We start from the raw sequence: 16,587 nt of genomic DNA, 5'->3' as shown, positions 1-16,587 counted from the left end.
GCGGGAAGTGTACGGGAAAAGCGCCCATCGGCGCTATGGGGCCGCCGCCGGTGGTTCCATGCCCCCATCGTGAAGCGGCCCTACGGAAGGTGTGCTCAGCAGATGGTCGGCCAGCAATTTGGCGAAGCGGGGCAGGCGGGCCCGGCCGCGGGTGCAGACCTTCAGGTCGCGTACCGCCCAGCTGTCGGTCAGGGCGATGCAGCGGATGTCCATGGTCTGGGCGGCGCGCCGCGCCGTCGTCTCCGGCACGATGCCGATGCCGACGTTGCCCTCAACCAGGCGGCAGATGCCGTCGAAGCTGCGCAGCTGCACGCGCAGGCGCAGGCGTCGGCCGGCGCGGGCCGCCCGGTCGGACAGGAAGCGTTGCAGCGCCGCCGCGCGATCCAGCCCCACCAGGTCATGGTCCATCACCTCGGCGAAGGTCACCGTCTCACGCCCGCCCAGCGGGTGGGCGGGGGCGGCCACCAGGACGAAGCGGTCCTGGCGGAAAGGGTAGGTTTCCAGCTCGCCCGTCTCCACCGTGCCGGCGACGATGCCGATGTCGCCGGTGCCGTCGGCGATGGCGGCCACGATCTCATCGCTCAGCCGCTCCTCCACATCCACCGACACCAGGGGGTGGGCGTTCAGGAAGCTGCTCAGCAGCTCGGGCAGGAATTCCGTCAGCGCGTTGGTGTTGGACAGGATACGGACGTTGCCGGCCGCCCCGCCGGCGTAGACGCTCAAATCCTCACGCAGGCGTTCCGTCTGCTCCAGAATGGCACGGGCATGGGCCAGCAGGGCGCGGCCGGCGGGGGTGGGTGTCACCCCGTGCCGTCCCCGGTCCAGCAGGGTGGCCCCCAGCGATACCTCCATGTTGCGGATGCGCGTGCTGGCCGCTGCCAGCGCCAGGTGCGCCCGTTCGGCCCCCCAGGTGATGCTGCCCGCCTCCACCACGTCGCGGAACAGGGCCAGGTCGGTCAAATCGAATTGCATGCAGGTTCCCTCCGCGGATCACCCTTCGCCATCGGCGAAGGCACACTGCGCGCAATACACATTGTTGCCAAGGGTTCGGTGACCGATACTTCGCCAGTGACGGAGCGAATGCCTGAACGGACGCTCCTCCGCCCGGGCTCCGCACCGCGGGCGGCACCTTGAAACCATAAAGGACACCATCATGACCGGCCGCCTTTCCGGTGGCGCCGGTGGCGCGCTGTCGCGCGCGCTGCTGGGGCTGCTCCTGCTTGCCTTCATCCTGTTGCTCATGCAGCGCCCCGCGATGCCGGTGGCGCTCGACAGCCAGGACTACCCCTGCACCTTGGTGCGGGTGGTGCCGGATGCGGATGAGATGCCACCGACGCAGGTGGCGAAGCCCGGCCCGCCCTCTTTCGGCCCGGATGCCTACGGCGACTGAGTCTTTTCGACCGCAGGAAACGGGATGGCTGCCGCGTCGGCGCGGGGCAGGGTGGGACATCGACACCTGACAATCGGTTGCCATCATGACCCTGTCCTTCACCGTCACCGGCCTGGATCCGGCCCCCTTCGCCCCCTTGTTCGCCCTGGATGAGGCCGGCCTGCTGGCCGCCGGCGCCCGCCGCCAGGTGGTGGACGCCCCCGGCACCTTCCCCTGCCGCGTCAGCCTGGATGATGCCCGCCCGGGGGAGCGCGTGGTGCTGGTGAACCATCAGCATCAACCTGCCTTCACCCCCTTTCGTTCAGCCCATGCGATCTACGTGCGTGAAGGTGCAGGTGAAGCGTGCCGGACGGTGGACGTCCTGCCGCCGGCCTTGGAACGGCGCATCCTGTCGCTGCGATGCTTCGACGCGGGCCATATGATCGTGACGGCCGACCTGGTGGACGGCGCGGACGCCATCCCCGTCATCCATCGCCTGCTGGACCGGACGGACGTGGCCTACATCCACGCCCATTACGCCAAATACGGCTGCTATGCCGCGCGGATCGACAGGGCGTGACGTGAACAGCGCCGACATGGCCTTGAGGTGAATGTCGGGGACACCGTTTGCCGGGGGAAGGCGCTTGCGCCGTCCTGCCCGGGCAAGGGAATATTGGCGTCCTGCCGGCCCGGCGGGGCGCCGTCGCTTCGTCGGCGACCAGGATGACGGATCAGTGGACGGATGCGGCGGTCGCGGCAGCAGCGGGACAGGGTGACCATCCAGGACATGACCCAGCTTGACGGCGTGTCCGCGGTGACCGTGTCCAACGTCGTCATCCTGGTGGAACGCGGCTCCGTGCGACCAATGCAAAGAGGCGTGGTGTCGTTGGCGCCCTTTGATGGGCGGGCGCGTACGCCGATGTCCGTTATCGGACACTGTGCGGCAACGGACAGGGATTCCCCCCGTCGCCTTCAATAAAAGCAAGGACTTAAGCGCGGCCCACCTTTTGCTTAAGGGAATGGCCTCATTCCGCAGCCGGGGGAAACCGCTGAATGATCGTCTTGCCGTCCATTTTTCGCCGCCACGCGCTGATCACCCTGCTGAACCTGTTCGGGCTCACGGCGGGCATCGCCGGCTTCCTGATGGTTAGCCTGTATGTGGCGGGGGAATTGACCGTGGACCGGGGGTTCACCGGCGTGGACCGGCTGTACCGGGTGGGGACACGGTTGTCCGTGGGCGGCAACGACATCGTCCTGGGCGCCACCACGCCCCTGCTGGCGGAGCCGCTGGCGCAGGATTTCCCGGAGGTGGAGGCGGTCACCCGCGCCTCGGAGGAGGATGTCGACCTTCAGGATGGGGATCGCGTCCTGACCACGCCGCTGCTGTGGGCGGACGCCAACCTGCTGCGGGTGCTGGACTACCCCCTGGCGCGGGGCGACATCGGCACGGCGCTGGCCCGGCCCGACGGGCTGGTGGTGACGCCGGATCTGGCCCGCACCCTGTTCGGGGATGCTGATCCGATGGGCCGCACCGTCCGGGTGGCGGGCGGCCAGATGCTGACCGTCACCGGCGTGTTGAAGCCGCTGGCCGAAACCCATCTGAAATTCACCGGCATCGCCGCCGACAGTGGCCGGGGCGACAAGAACTGGGCCCACATGGCCGCGGAGCAGTGGAGCCACATTGGGGAAACCGCCGTCTACGTCCGGCTGCGCCCGGGCGCCTCCGCCGGGGCGGTGGCCGCGCGGCTGCCGGATTTCGTGCGGCGCCGCGCCGTCCTGACCCAGTTGCCGGACGATGTGCGCCAGGGCTTCATGACCCTGCGTCTGGACCCGGTGCCGTCCATCCATCTGCACATCAAGACCTTCAACCAGTCCAAGCCGGGCGGCGACGTCGGCACCGTGGGCCTCCTGTCGGCCGCCGCCCTGCTGATCCTGGGTGTGGCCATCGCCAACTACACCAACCTGGCCACGGCCCAGGCCATCCACCGGGCGCGCGAGGTCGGCATCCGCAAATTGGCCGGCGCCCGGCGCTGGCAGCTGGTGGCCCTGTTCACCGGTGAGTCCGTGGCGCTGGCCATCGCCGGCACCCTGGCCGCCCTGGCGGTGGTGGAGGTGCTGCTGCCCCCCTTCCAGGCGCTGGTGGGCCGGCCGCTCGGCTTTTCCTTGCTGCGCGACGGCGGTTTCCTTGCCCTGGTCCTGGCCACGCCCCTGGTGGTGGGGGTGCTGGGTGGCCTTTACCCCGCCCTGGTGCTCTCCGGTTACCGCCCGGCGGAGGTGTTGAAGGGTGGCGCGGCGCCGGCCGCCGGCCGCCTGCGCGCGGTGCTGGTGGTGGCGCAGTTCGCCATCTCCATCACCCTGATCATCGCCACGGTGACGGTGCTGCGCCAGGTGGCGCACGCCCGCACGGCCGCCTTGGGCTTCCTGCCGGAAAACCTGTACGTCGTCAGCCAGCTGCCCCACGACGCCCAGCGCGCGGCCACCATGAAGACGGAGTTGGCGAAGGTGCCTGGCATCCAGGTCGCGGCCTTCAGCAGCCTCGTCCCCGCCGACATCAGCCAGTTCATGACCCAGCTCACGGTGCCTGGCGACACCCATGGCGCCACGCCGGGCAAGGCCTTCATGCCGGAATTCTCGGCGGATCCGGACTTTATCGCGACCTATGGCCTGGACCTCAAGGCGGGGGTTGCCCTGCCGCCCGGCTGGCGCCCGGCGGCGGGCGGGGAGCGGCGCTATGTCTGGCTGACCGAGGCGGCGGCCAGGCGCCTGGGTTATGCCCATCCCATAGACGCCGTGGGCGATCGCTACACTGATGAGGAGGACCATGCGGTCGAGGTCGCGGGCGTGCTGGGCAATGTCCGTTTCCGCACCGCCCGCGACGCGGATGAGGCGCTGATGTTCTCCATCGGCGCCACCGGCGGCTTCCTGACCGTCCGCCTGGCCGCCGGCGACCCCCGTCCGGCCCTGGCCGCCATCAACGCCCTGGTGGATCGGTTGTACCCCGAGGCGCGCCGCGCGCCGCGCGGCTTCGCCGACGACCGGCTGGAAGCCCAGTACCGGACGGAGGAGCGCCAGGCCAAGGTCTTCGCCATCTTCAGCGCGCTGGCCATCGTGTTGGCCAATCTGGGCCTGTTCGGCCTGACGGCGCTGGCAGCGGCGCGCCGGACCAAGGAGATCGGCATCCGCCGGGTCGTGGGGGCCCGGGCGCGCGACATCGCCTGGCTGATGGTGTGGCAGTTCGCGCGGCCGGTGCTGCTGGCCAACCTGGTGGCATGGCCCTTAGCCTGGTGGGGACTACACCGCTGGCTGGGGCAATTCACCGTGCGGGTGGACCAGGGGCCGGGCACCTATCTGGCCGCTGGCGCCGCCGCCCTGGCCGTGGCGCTGGCCACCGTGGCCATCCACGTCCTCCGCGTGACCCGGGCGCCGGCGGCCAACGCCCTGCGGTATGAGTAAGGGAGGGGTGTCCGATGCCAATGTTCACGCTGCCCATCTTCTTCCGCCGGCATGTCCTGTTCACCCTCCTGAACCTGGCGGGTCTGGCCGTCGGTATCGCCGCCTTCCTGCTGGTCAGCCTCTACGTGGCGGACGAGGGGACGGTGGACCGAGGTTTCACCCACGCCGACCGTCTCTACCGCGTGGGCAGCCAGCTGAACGTGGGCGGCCAGTCCATCAAGCTGACCTTCTCCCCCGATGATTTGGCCGGGTCCCTGAAGCAGGAGGTGCCGGAGGTGGAGGCCGTCACCCGTATCGAGCCGGATCGGGTGATGCTGGGCGCCGCCACCCGCTACTTCGAACAGCGGGTGCTGTGGGCCGATCCGGATTTCCTGCGGCTGTTGGATTATCCACTGGAGCGGGGCGATCCCGCCCTGGCTCTGGCCCGGCCCGACGGCGTGGTGGTGACCCGGGAACTGGCGCGAACGCTGTTCGGGGACGCCGACCCCATGGGCCGCACGATCGAGGTGCGGCACGGGCCGGCCTTGACCGTCACCGGTGTCCTGGCGCCGCTGCGGCAAAGCCATCTGGTCTTCACCGCGATCGCCGCCGAGGCCGCGCGGGGGGACAAGTCCTGGGCGCATGCGAAACCGCGCGCCTGGTCCGACATCTCGGGCGTCACAACCTACGTCCGCTTGGCGCCGGGGGCATCGGCGGCGGCCGTGGGCGCGGCACTGCCCGCGTTCGTCAACCGGCACAACCCGCCCAACCCCGACAAAGCGGGCGGCGGGTTGGACAACATGGTCAGCCTGCGGCTGGATCCCGTCCCCGACATCTATCTGCGGGTCAAGGTGCTGGGCACCCTCGCCGAGGGGGACGTCGGCACCTTGCAGGTTCTGGGCGGCGTCGCCCTGCTGATCCTGGGCATCGCCATCGCGAACTACACCAACATGGCCACGGCCCAGGCCATCACCCGCGCCCGCGAGGTGGGCATCCGCAAGCTGGTGGGTGCCCGGCGCCGGCAGCTGGTCGCCCTGTTCACCGGCGAGGCGGTGCTGCTGGCCACCCTCGGCACCGTGGCCGCCCTGGCGCTCATGGAACTGGCCCGGCCGGCGTTCCAGGGACTGGTGGGCCGGGATGTCTCGCTGGCGCCCCTGACCCGGGGCTGGCTGCTGCCCCTGCTGCTGTCCACGCCCGTCCTGGTGGGCGTGCTGGGCGGCTTCTATCCCGCCCTGGTGTTGTCGGGCTATCGGCCCGGGGAGGTGCTGAAGGGCCGCGCCCAGGCGCCGGGTGCCGGCCGCGTGCGGGCCGTGCTGGTGGTGGCGCAGTTCGCGGTGTCCATCGCCCTGATGGTGGCGACCTTAACGGTGCAGCGCCAGGTGGCCCATGTGCAGGCGGCCGGCCTGGGCTATCAGCCGGACAGCCTGTACCTGGTGAGCAACCTGCCCGCCGATCTTGCGCGGGCCGCCACCTTGAAGGCGGAGGTGTCACGCCTGCCCGGGGTGCGTGCCGCCAGCCTGTCCAGCCTCGTGCCGGCCGCCCAATCGGAAAGCCTGTCCAGCTTCGACCTCCCGGCGGACACCCGCAGCACCCTGCGCCAGGCGCGGGGCATCGCCAGCTTCACCGCGGACCAGGATTTCTTCACCACCTATGGCGCGCGCCTGGTGGCGGGCAAGGGCCTGCCCTCCGGCTGGAAGCCGACGGAGGTGGACGAGGAGAAGCCGCGTTACCTCATCCTGACGGAAACCGCGGCGCGGCGCATGGGATACACCAAGCCGGAGGACGCGGTGGGTGAGCGCCTCTCCATCAACAGCGAAGCCCCTACCGAGGTCGCCGGCGTGGTGGCGGACATGCGGTTCCAGTCCGCCCGCCGGGCCGACATGCCACTGATGTTCCTGATCAAGGCCAGCGGTGAGCACCTGACCGTGCGCCTGGCCGCAGGTGACCAGCGGGCCACGATGGCAGCCGTGAATGCCGTGGTCGATAAGCTGTACCCCGACGCCGAATACCTGCGCCGCGCCTTCGCGGATGAGCGGATCGAGAGCCTCTACCAATCGGAACGGCGTCAGGCCCGCGTCTTCGCCGCCTTCGGCGGCCTGGCCGTGGCGCTGGCCAATATGGGCCTGTTCGGCCTGACGGCCCTGACGGCGGCCCGGCGCACCAAGGAGATTGGCGTCCGCCGGGTGGTGGGGGCCAAGGTGCCGGACATCATGGGGCTGATGGCCTGGCAATTCACGCGGCCGGTGCTGCTGGCCAACCTGGTGGCGTGGCCTGTCGCCTGGTGGGCCCTGCACCAGTGGCTGCTGCAATTCACCGTGCGGGTGGACCAAGCGCCCCTGACCTTCCTGGCCGCTGGCGCCGTCGCCTTGGCCGTGGCCCTGGCCACGGTGGCCGTCCACGTCATCCGTGTCGCCAGCGCCCCGCCGGTGGCGGCGCTGCGGTACGAGTGAGGACAAGGCGTGTCCAATATGTCATTATAGCCAAAGGTGTCATCTTTGGAGTTCATGACATGTTGCGTGCCAATCTGACGATGGCATCGAATGGCCGTGTTGTCATTCCGGCTCAGATGCGGTCCGCTTTGGGCCTGGCCGATGGCGGGAAGGTGGTGGCACGGCTGGTCGATGGCGTTGTGGTGTTGGAGCCCATAGAGGCCGCCATTCGCCGGGCCCAGGCCCTGGTGCGACGTTACGTTCCGGAAGGCGCCGACCTGATCGGGGAACTGGCGGCGGAGCGACGGGCGGCGGCGGAGCATGAGTGAGGCGGTCCTCGACAGTTCGGCCTTGTTGGCCGTGCTGCTGGCGGAGCCCGGGGCGGAGCAGGTGATGGCCACCCTGCCAGGCGCCCTGCTTTCCACCGTGAACCTGGCCGAAATCATCACCAAGCTTCGGGAACGGGGCATGCCCGTCGACGAGGCGCGAGAGGCGGTTGAGGCGACGGGGGTCGAGATCGTCGACTACCGGTTGGAAGACGCGTTGCAGACGGCCGACCTGCGTCCAGCCACCCGTGCCGCTGGCCTGCCGATGGGCGACAGGGCCTGCTTGGCCCTGGCCTGCAGCCGCCGTTTACCGGCGATCACCGCCGACCAGGCCTGGGCCAAGGTGGCGCGGGCCGGGATTACCGACTTGGAAATCACTCTGATCCGGCCAGTGGCAAAGCCATGACCGGTACGTACCGCATCGGCGGTTGGACCTTTGACGGGGCGGTGCTGCGCCATGCCGACGGGACGGAGAGGCGGCTGGAGGGCCGCGCCGCGTGGACGCTGGCGGCATTGTGCGTGCGACGCGATGAGGTGGTCAGCCGTGACGCCCTGCTGGCCGAGGTCTGGCAGGGCCGGGCCTAGCCGTTCACCAGGCCCAGCAGCAGGGCGTTGGTCTCGGCCGGCTTCTCCAGCATGATCTGATGGCCGCAGCGTTCCAGTTCCACATAGGTGGCGTTGGGCAGGCGCCCGGCCAGGTCGCGGGCGCCGGCCGGGGGTGTCAGGCCATCGTTGGCGCCGGCCACCACGGTGATGGGCAGGGTCAGGGCGGACAGCGCCGCAGGGTCGGGATGGGCCGCTTGGCTCATCAGCGCCTTCATCATGAACAGGCTGTTGCCCTTGGTCGCCTGCTCCTCGAACGCGAGCAGGGCGGCGTCGGTGTCCGGATGCCAGGCCAGGGAACGGAACTTGGCGGAGATGATCGGGCGGATCCATTCCAGGATGAAGGGCGGCAGCCAGCTCAGCGGGTTGGCGCCCAGCTGGGCGACGGGGCTGGGCGGGCCAAGCAGCAGGGCCGCCGCCACACGGTCCAGCCGCCCCTCCGCCGCCAAGCCATGCAGCAGGCTCAAGGTCAGGCGGCAGCCGTAGGAATGGCCGGCCAGGATGATGCGGCCTTGACCATAGGTCTCAAGGATCTGGCGGTAGTCCGCCACCAGGTGACTTCCCTGATACGCCGCCCAGTCGCGCGGCTGGGGGCTTTGCCCATGACCGACGAAATCCCAGGCGACGATGCGCACGCCCGCCTCCACCAGGGCGGCCCATTGATGGCGCCACTGGTTCTTGTTGCCGCCACTGCCGTGGCAGAGGAAGACGGTGGTGTCGGCGCGCGCGCCGCCCTCATGCACCAGCAGGCTCAAGGGTGGGCGGCCGTCGCGCACCATCACCGTGTCGGGCGTGACCACCAGCCGGGTGGTGGCGATCGGCTGGGTCTCAGCGGTATCCGGCATGGTGTTTCCCGTTGAAGGTACGAGGGCGAAGGGGGACTATCCGCGCTGTCTCGGCCGGGATCGTCGATCGGCCGTGCCCGGACCGTGAAACAAGCCGTTGGAAAACCGTATCATGCCTGCCCCCGGACCGCGCAACGCCATCACCGATGTCCCCGGCCTGACGGTGGGCCACGCTACGGATGAGCGGGTGCGCAGCGGCGTCACCGTTCTCCTGTGCGGAGGGGCCAAGGGGGCCGCCGGCTGGGCCGGCGGCGTGGACGTGCGCGGCGGCGGTCCCGGCACCCGCGAGACCGAGATGCTGGCGGCGGAGAACCTGGTGGGCCGGGCCCATGCCGTGGTCCTGACCGGCGGTTCCGTCTTCGGGCTGGCGGCGGCGGACGGGGTGGCGGCCGTGCTGTCGCGGCGCGGGATGGGTCTGACCCTGCGGCCCGGCACACCCGCCGTGCCCCTGGTGCCGGCCGCCGTGCTTTATGACTTGGCCAATGGCGGCGACAAGGACTGGGGCTTGACGCCGCCCTACCGTGACCTGGGGATGCGCGCGGTGGAGGCCGCCGGCCTGGACGTGCCCCAGGGCACCGTGGGCGCCGGGCGCGGCGCCATGGCCGGGCTGATCCCCGGCGGTGTCGGCACCGCCTCCATCGACCTGGGCGATGGCCTGGTGGTGGGCGCCCTGGTGGCGGCCAACCCCCTGGGCTCGGTCTTCATGCCCGATGGCCGCACCTACTGGGCCTGGCCTTTCGAGATCGATGGTGAGTTCGGCGGCCGGACGCCCCAAGGCCCCGTGGATGCCAGCGACCCAGTGCCCGAGCTGTCGCGCCTGGGCGTGCACCGCCAGCCGACGGCGGGCGCCAACACCACCATCGCCGTGGTGGCCGCCTCCGCCGACCTCAGCACGGCGGAGTGCAAGCGGGTAGCGATGATGGCGCAGGACGGCATCGCCCGCGCCGCGCGCCCGGCCCACACGCCGTTCGACGGCGACACCGTGTTTGCCGTGGCGCGGGGACCGGCCTTGTCGACGGACGCCGGCGGCCGCTGGGCCCAGGTGGCGCGTATCGGATCCGCCGCCGCCGACTGCCTGGCCCGCGCCATCGCCCGCGCGGTGTTCCATGCCGGGGACGGTCAAGGCGGCGATGGCAGCCCTCAGGCGACGTGAGCGGCCAGGGTGGGCGTGGCCGCCAGCAGGCTGGCGGTGTAGGGATGCTGGGGCCGGCTCAGCACCTGCAGGGTCGGTCCTTCCTCCACGATGCAGCCGCCTTGCATGACCAACAGCCGGTCGGTCAGGGCCCGCATCACCGCCAGGTCGTGTGACACCACCAGATAGGCCAGGCCCAGGCGCCGCGACAGGTCGGCCAGCAGGTCCAGGATCTGGGCGCGGGTCAGCACGTCGAGGGCCGAGGTCGCCTCATCCAGGGCGATCAGGTCGGGCTGCACCGCCAGGGCGCGGGCAATGGCGATGCGCTGGCGCTGGCCGCCGGAGAATTCGTGCGGATGGCGGTCGGCGTCCGCCGGCGCCAGGCCCACCTGGGTCAGCAGTTCCTCCACCCGCGCCCGGCGCAAGGCGGGCGTCAGCGGGGCGTCCAGCAGCGTCAGGGGCTCGGCCACCAGGCGCTCCACCCGCCAGCGGGGGTCGAAGCTGCCCACCGGATCCTGGAACACCATCTGTACATGGCGGCGCAAGGGGCGGCGGGCGGCCTCGGGCGCCGCCGACCAGGGCCGGTCCAACAGGCGCACCGCGCCCGCCTGCGGTGCGTCCGCCGCCAGCAGCGTGCGCAGCAGGGTGGACTTGCCGGATCCTGACTCGCCGACGATGCCCACGCTCTCCCCCCGGTGCACGGCCAGGCTGGCCTGATCCACGGCGCGCAGGTGCGCCGGCTTGGACCACCAGCCGGCACGGGGCAGGGGATAGTCGCGTACGATGCCCTCGGCGACCAAAAGGGGCGGCTGTACGGGGGCGGGTAGAACGTCCGGCCGCTGCCGCGCCGGTTCGGTGGCCGCCAGCAGGCGGCGGGTATAGGGATGCTGCGGGGCGGCGAAGGCGGTCGCGGGCTCGCCCGCCTCCACCACCGCGCCTTCATGCAGGACCACCACGCGGTCGGCCACGCGCGACACCAGGGCCAGGTCGTGGCTGATCAGCAGCAGGCCCAGGCCGTCCTGACGGACAAGATCGACCAGCAGGCCCAGGATGCGGGCCTGGGTGGTCACGTCCAGGGCGGTGGTGGGCTCATCCGCGATCAGCAGCTTGGGTTTCAGCGCCAGGGCCGCCGCGATGGCCACCCGCTGGCGCTGGCCGCCCGACAGTTCATGCGGACGCCGGCTGCGGGGGAAGCGGTCGGCGGGCAGGCCCACACGGGTCAGTATGGCGTCGGCGATGCGCGTGGCCTGTGCCCGGCTGGCCATGCCGTGCACCCGTATCGTCTCCGCCACCTGCGCGCCGACGGACAGGACGGGGTTCAGCGCCGTCATGGGCTCCTGGAACACCAGGCCCACGTCGCGGCCGCGCACGGCGTTCATCTGCCGATCGGTCAGGGTGGTCAGCTCCCGCCCGTCCAGGCGGATGCTGCCCTGGGTTCTGGCGCCGGCGGGGGTCAGGCCCAGCACCGACAGGGCGGTCATGGACTTGCCGGAGCCGGACGTCCCCACCAGGGCCACGATCTGGCCCGGTTCCACCGTCAGCGATACGGCGCTCAGGATGGCGCGGCCGTCGATGGCCAGGCTGAAGTCGCGGATGTCCAGCAGCGCCATGGCTCACGCCTTCCGCTTCGGGGCCAGGCGACCGCGCAGGCCCTCGCCCAACAGGTTGAAGCCCAGCACGGCGGCCACCACGGCCAAGCCGGGGAACAGCACCAGCCAGGGCGCCTGGCCCGCCAGGGTCTGGCTGTCCGCCAGCATGCGGCCCCAGCTAGGCCGGGGCGCCTGCGTGCCCAGGCCGACGAAGGACAGGCCGGCATCGGCGATGATGCCCAGCGACAGTTGGATGGTGGCCTGTACCAGCAACAGGCCGGCGATGTTGGGCAGCACATGCTCCAGTGAGATGCGGCCGCCGCCCTTGCCGGCCAGCCGGGCGGCCAGGGTGTAATCCCGCGCCCAGACGCCCAGGGCCGCCGCCCGCGTCACCTTGGCGAAGACGGGGATGTTGAACAGGCCGATGGCGGCGATGGCGTCCACCGCACCCGGGCCGCACAAGGCGGCGATCAGCACGGCGGTGATCAAGGCGGGGAAGGCGAACACCACGTCGCTGCCGCGCATCGCCATCTCCTCCACCCAGCCGCGCCGCCCCGCCGCCAGCAGGCCCAGGGGCACGCCGGCTCCCGCGCCCAAGCCCACCGCGGCCAGGGCCACGCCCAGGGCGCTGCGCGCGCCCGCCAGCACGTGGGAGAAGACGTCGCGGCCATAGGCGTCGGTGCCGAACCAGTGGGTGGCGGAGGGTGCGGCCAGCCGTCCGGCGACATTGATGGCGGTGGGGTCATAGGGCGTCCACACCAACGACAGCAGGGCGGCGGCCACCACCAGGCCGGTCAGGCACAGGCCGGCGGCCAGGGCCTTGGAATGGCGGCCGCCGTCGGTCGCCGCCTCCAGCGTGATCATGACGGTCATGGGCGCCGCCCCTGTGTCAGGCGCGGATCCACCGCGGCGTTGGCCAGATCGACCAGGAAGGTGACGACCACCACGGCGAACACCAGGCCGACGGTGACGCCCTGCACCACGATCAGGTCGCGCTGGGCCACGGCCTGGAACACCAGCCGGCCCAGTCCGGGCAGGAAGAACACGTTCTCGATGATGATGCCGCCCGCCAGCAGGAAGGAGAACTGCATGCCCAGTATGGTCAGCGCCGGCACGAAGGCGTTGGGCAGGGCGTGGCGCAGCAGGGCCTGGGACAGGCTCAGGCCCTTGGCCCGCGCGGTGCGGATGTAATCCTGGCCCATCTGCTCCACCAGCTCACCGCGCAGCACCCGCGCCAGGATGCCGGCCTGCGGGGCGGCCAGGGCGATGGCCGGCAGGGTCAGGGCTTTCAGCGCCGGCAGGAGCCCGCCACCCCAGCCGGGGAAGCCGCCGGCGGCGAACCAGTGCAGGCCGGCGGCGAAGACCAGGGCCAGCACGGTGCCGGCCCAGAAGTTGGGCACGGCGATCAACAGCTGCGCCACACCGTTCAGCAGGGCATCCACCACATTGCCCTGGCGCCCGCGCACGGCGCCCAGCGCCGCCAGGGTGCCCAGGGCGAGGGCCAGCAGGGTGGACAGCAGCACGGCGTACAGGGTCAGGGGCAGGGTCACGGCCAGCCGCTCCGCCATCAAGCGGCCGACATCGACGCGGTAGGTATAGCTGAGGCCGAAATCACCCCGCGCCAGGCCAGCCAGCCAGGCCAGGTAGCGCTGGGGGGCTGGCACATCCAGGCCCATCTGGTGGCGCAGGACGGCCAGGGCGGCCGGGTCGGCGCTCAGGCCCATCATCACCCGGGCGGGGTCGCCGGGGATGACCTGCAGCACCAGGAAAATGGCCAGGCTGGCGGCCAGCAGGGTCAGCAGCAGCACGGCCAGGCGCCCGGCGACATAGCGCGGGCCGGCCTTGGCGGCGGCCAGGACCACGGCGCCCAGCACGGCCAGGCCCAGCAGCCACGCCAGCGCCCCGGCGCCGGACAGCCCGCCAGCGGCAGCGGCATCCGCGCCCGCCTCGTCAAAGCGCGCCGTGGCCAGATCCACCAGCTGCACCGGGGTGGGCAGCCAGATGTCGCGCAATCCGGCATCCCACACGCCGAAATAGGGGTATTCGAACAGGAAGACGTTGACGGCGTCGTCGGCCAGGGTGCGCTGGATGTCGCCCAGCACGGCCAAGCGCTGGGCCTGGTCCACCGTGGCGTCCAGCTGGGCCAGCAGCGCCTTGTAGGCCGGGTTGCGGTAGCCGAAGTAGTAATCGTCGCGGCCGTAGATGTCGTAATCCATGGGCTCGACATGGGCGACGATGGTCATGTCGTAGTCGTGGCCGCCGTAGACCTGGGAAATCCAGGTGGCCCATTCCACGTCCTGCAACACTACTGTCACCCCGGCCTCTGCCAGCTGGGCGGCGATGATCTCGGCGGCGCGCTTGGCGTAGGGCAGGGGCAGGACGCGCAGGGTGGCGGTGAAGCCGTGCGGGTATCCGGCTTGGGCCAGCAGGGCCTTGGCCTTGGCCACGTCGTGTGGATACAGGCCCGTCAGGTCGACATAGCCCGCGTTCTGCGGCGGGTAATGGCTGCCGATGGGGTCGCCATAGCCGAACATGGCGCCCTGGATGATGGCCTGGCGGTCGATGGCATGCGACAGGGCGCGGCGCACCAGCACATTGTCGAAGGGCGGGCGCCGGTTGTTCAGCGCCAGCAGCGTCTCCCCCTCCGACGGGGCGACGTCGACGGTGTAACGGGGATCGGCCTTCAGGGCGGCGATGGCCTCGGGGGCGGGGAAGGCGGGGAAGCCCTGGATGTCGCCGGCTTTCAGCGCCGCCGTGGCCGCCGCCGGGTCGGCGATGAAACGGTAGGTGACGCTGGCCAGATGCGGCGCCGGGCCCCAATAGGCGGGGTTGCGCGCCAGGGTGACGGCGTTGCCCCGCTGCCAGTCGGCCACGGTGTAGGGGCCGGTGCCCACCGGATGGGTGACGTTGCCGGCGGCGCTGGCGGGGGACACCATGACGGCCGCCGGCCAGCCCAGCACCTGCAACAGGCTGCCATAGGGCGCCTTCAGGTGGATGGCCGCCGTCAGCGGGTCGAGGACGTCGACATGGTCGATGTGCGACAGCGCCACCTTCTGCGGGTTGGTGCTGCCGGGGGCGATGGCGCGCTCAAGCGAGAACTTGACCGTTTCGGCATCGAAACCAATTCCGTCCTGGAAGCGCACCCCTGGCCGCAGGTGGAAGGTGTAGGTCAGGCCGTCCGGCGCGACCGTCCAGCCGGTGGCCAGCAGGGGCCGCACCGTGCCGCCCACGCCCAGGTGCACCAGCCCCTCGAACACCGTGGGGAAGACCACGGCGGGGATGGCGGCCGAGGCCTCCGCCGTGGGGTCCAGGCCTGGCGGCTCCAGCTGCAGGCCCAGGGTGATGGTATCGCGTGCCCAGGCGGCGGGCGCCGCCGCCATGGTCGCCAGCACCACCGCTGATTTAACCAGGCGCGTGAGGAAGATCGTCCAGGCCATTGAGTCAGTTCACCAAGAGGCTGGTGTCATGGCGGTGCGCCTCCGCCGTGGCCTGGGCCCGTGCCGCCGCCTGGCGCGCCAGGCTGGGCAGGCCCAGCGCGTCATAGACCTGGGCCAGGGCGCGGTTCAGGGGCACGCCCTCCGGGTCGTGGGCCCGGCGCAGCTCCAGCATCTGTTGCGCCGGGGCCCAGCGGCGGTCCTTGAGATAGGCGTCCAGCACCACCTGTTCGAACAGGTCGCGCTGGGCGTGGCTGCCGCCGATTTCCACCAGGCGGGGCAGCACCGGCCCCAGGCGGCGCACCGCCGCGCGCCAGTCGCCCCGGTGATAGGCCACCAGCCCCTCGGCCGCCGGCAGCGCCACATCCGCCCACGTTTCCCGGCTGTGGTCCTGCGCGCGGCCTGCCTGGGCGCGGATGGCGTCCAGCAGGGTGTCGGCCTCCGCCCGGCCGGCGCGCGCCAGGCCCTTGAGGTACAGCAGCGCCAGGAAGGGCTGGGCCGTATCCGTGGCGCGGGCGGCCAGGTGGCCGGCCAGGTCGGCCCAGCGGTCGCCCACCTCCACGCCGGCCAGCTCCAGCCGGCTCAGCAGCTGCACGGCCCCCGCCTGGTCCTGGGAATAGCCCTTGTCCACGCCCCAGACCCGGGCGTCATAGGTGGCCAGCGCCTCCGCCGCCCGCCCCTGGCTCAGCAGGAACAAGGCGTAGTGCCACCACAGGTGCGTGGACATGAAGGAGTTGAGGTCGGTCCAGCTGTCGTGCACGCCGCGCAGGAAGGCCGCCCCCTGGTCGATCTCGCCCCGCGTCAGCATCACATGGGCCAAGGCGTGATGGGCCCAGGGCTCCTTGCGCTTCAGGGTGATGGCGCGGCGGGCCGCCGCCTCCGCCTCATCCAGCAGGTGGCATTGCTCATAACCGAAGGCCAGCATGCCGTGCAGATAGGCGACGTCGCCGGCCCGGGGCAGCACCTTCAGCGCGACGCGCACCATGTCCGGCGACTGGCCCCGGTTGAAGTTCAGGTACTGGTGGACCTTCACCGCCGCCAGGTCGCGGGGGAATTCCTCCGCGATCTGGTCGCCCAGGGCCAGGGCGGCCGGAATGTCGTCCCGCCACCAGGCCTGCAGCATCGCGGCGTTCAGCTGTTCCCGCCGCGTGCCGTGGCGGGCGGCCGTCAGCGCGCGCGCCACATAGGGGGCGGCGCGGCCGGGGCCGTCTGTGGATTCCAGGAACATCCACAGCATGCCGGCGTAGGTCTGCACCAGGGGCAGGTCCACTGCCTCGTCCGCCACCGCCAGCAGGTTCACGGCCCGCGTCTCATAGGACAGCAGGCCGCCGACGAAATCGTCGATCAGCCCGGCGCTGTGCGCGCCGTCCGTGGTGATGGGGTTGCCCAGGAAGTCTTCGTCCATGACGCTCTCGGCCAGGCTGTTGC

At 71.2% G+C, this 16,587-nt stretch carries 14 protein-coding genes; 8 read left to right on the top strand and 6 right to left on the bottom strand.

Annotated features, from left to right (window positions below):
* Positions 1-33: 33 nt before the first annotated feature.
* Positions 34-972, bottom strand: a complete 939-nt coding sequence (locus FBZ88_RS09310; RefSeq protein ID WP_145616554.1) for a LysR family transcriptional regulator — start codon at positions 970-972, stop codon at positions 34-36.
* A gap of 181 nt (positions 973-1,153) precedes the next feature.
* On the opposite strand from FBZ88_RS09310, the gene FBZ88_RS09305 reads away from it, so the two are divergent.
* From FBZ88_RS09305 to FBZ88_RS09270, 7 genes are all read left to right on the top strand, one after another.
* Positions 1,154-1,390, top strand: a complete 237-nt coding sequence (locus FBZ88_RS09305) for a hypothetical protein (RefSeq protein WP_145616553.1) — start codon at positions 1,154-1,156, stop codon at positions 1,388-1,390.
* 85 nt (positions 1,391-1,475) lie between these two features.
* On the top strand, positions 1,476-1,949 hold the full coding sequence (locus FBZ88_RS09300; RefSeq protein ID WP_145616552.1) for a DUF1203 domain-containing protein: 474 nt from the start codon (positions 1,476-1,478) through the stop codon (positions 1,947-1,949).
* Between the two features lie 473 nt (positions 1,950-2,422).
* Positions 2,423-4,822: an ABC transporter permease gene (locus FBZ88_RS09290; RefSeq protein ID WP_145616550.1), complete on the top strand. Its 2,400-nt coding sequence runs from the start codon at positions 2,423-2,425 to the stop codon at positions 4,820-4,822.
* 14 nt (positions 4,823-4,836) lie between these two features.
* A complete protein-coding gene (locus FBZ88_RS09285; RefSeq protein ID WP_145616549.1) occupies positions 4,837-7,251 on the top strand; it encodes an ABC transporter permease in 2,415 nt (804 codons plus the stop codon).
* Positions 7,252-7,310: 59 nt separating this feature from the next.
* The gene (locus tag FBZ88_RS09280; protein ID WP_145616548.1) at positions 7,311-7,559 is read left to right on the top strand and encodes an AbrB/MazE/SpoVT family DNA-binding domain-containing protein; all 249 of its coding nucleotides are present in this window, start codon (positions 7,311-7,313) and stop codon (positions 7,557-7,559) included.
* Positions 7,552-7,962 (top strand): type II toxin-antitoxin system VapC family toxin, encoded by a 411-nt coding sequence (locus tag FBZ88_RS09275; RefSeq protein WP_145616547.1) that lies wholly within the window; start codon positions 7,552-7,554, stop codon positions 7,960-7,962. The genes FBZ88_RS09280 and FBZ88_RS09275 overlap by 8 nt, the downstream gene beginning before the upstream one ends.
* Complete coding sequence (locus FBZ88_RS09270) at positions 7,959-8,141, top strand: winged helix-turn-helix domain-containing protein (RefSeq protein WP_145616546.1); 183 nt, start codon at positions 7,959-7,961, stop codon at positions 8,139-8,141. Before FBZ88_RS09275 ends, FBZ88_RS09270 begins: the two co-directional genes overlap by 4 nt.
* Here the strand turns inward: FBZ88_RS09270 and FBZ88_RS09265 are convergent.
* Positions 8,138-9,004 (bottom strand): alpha/beta fold hydrolase, encoded by an 867-nt coding sequence (locus FBZ88_RS09265; protein ID WP_145616545.1) that lies wholly within the window; start codon positions 9,002-9,004, stop codon positions 8,138-8,140. The genes FBZ88_RS09270 and FBZ88_RS09265 overlap by 4 nt on opposite strands.
* A gap of 112 nt (positions 9,005-9,116) precedes the next feature.
* On the opposite strand from FBZ88_RS09265, the gene FBZ88_RS09260 reads away from it, so the two are divergent.
* Positions 9,117-10,157: a P1 family peptidase gene (locus tag FBZ88_RS09260; protein ID WP_145616544.1), complete on the top strand. Its 1,041-nt coding sequence runs from the start codon at positions 9,117-9,119 to the stop codon at positions 10,155-10,157.
* Here FBZ88_RS09260 and FBZ88_RS09255 read toward each other — a convergent pair.
* Genes FBZ88_RS09255 through FBZ88_RS09240 form a run of 4 tightly spaced genes read right to left on the bottom strand, consistent with a single transcriptional unit; the run spans position 10,145 to position 16,564 of the window.
* Positions 10,145-11,746 carry an ABC transporter ATP-binding protein gene (locus FBZ88_RS09255; RefSeq protein WP_145616543.1) on the bottom strand — a complete coding sequence of 534 codons (1,602 nt, stop codon included), beginning with the start codon at positions 11,744-11,746 and terminating at the stop codon, positions 10,145-10,147. The two genes, FBZ88_RS09260 and FBZ88_RS09255, sit on opposite strands and share 13 nt — an antisense overlap.
* Positions 11,747-11,749: 3 nt before the next feature.
* On the bottom strand, positions 11,750-12,598 hold the full coding sequence (locus FBZ88_RS09250; RefSeq protein WP_246138586.1) for an ABC transporter permease: 849 nt from the start codon (positions 12,596-12,598) through the stop codon (positions 11,750-11,752).
* Positions 12,595-15,162, bottom strand: a complete 2,568-nt coding sequence (locus FBZ88_RS09245; protein WP_145616542.1) for an ABC transporter substrate-binding protein — start codon at positions 15,160-15,162, stop codon at positions 12,595-12,597. Before FBZ88_RS09245 ends, FBZ88_RS09250 begins: the two co-directional genes overlap by 4 nt.
* 4 nt (positions 15,163-15,166) lie before the next feature.
* Positions 15,167-16,564 carry a tetratricopeptide repeat protein gene (locus FBZ88_RS09240; protein ID WP_145616541.1) on the bottom strand — a complete coding sequence of 466 codons (1,398 nt, stop codon included), beginning with the start codon at positions 16,562-16,564 and terminating at the stop codon, positions 15,167-15,169.
* Positions 16,565-16,587: the final 23 nt, after the last annotated feature.

Origin of the sequence: Nitrospirillum bahiense, from assembly GCF_007828025.1 — a bacterium.
Taxonomy (GTDB): Bacteria; Pseudomonadota; Alphaproteobacteria; order Azospirillales; family Azospirillaceae; genus Nitrospirillum; species Nitrospirillum amazonense.
This window is presented reverse-complemented; position numbering and strand designations above follow the sequence as displayed.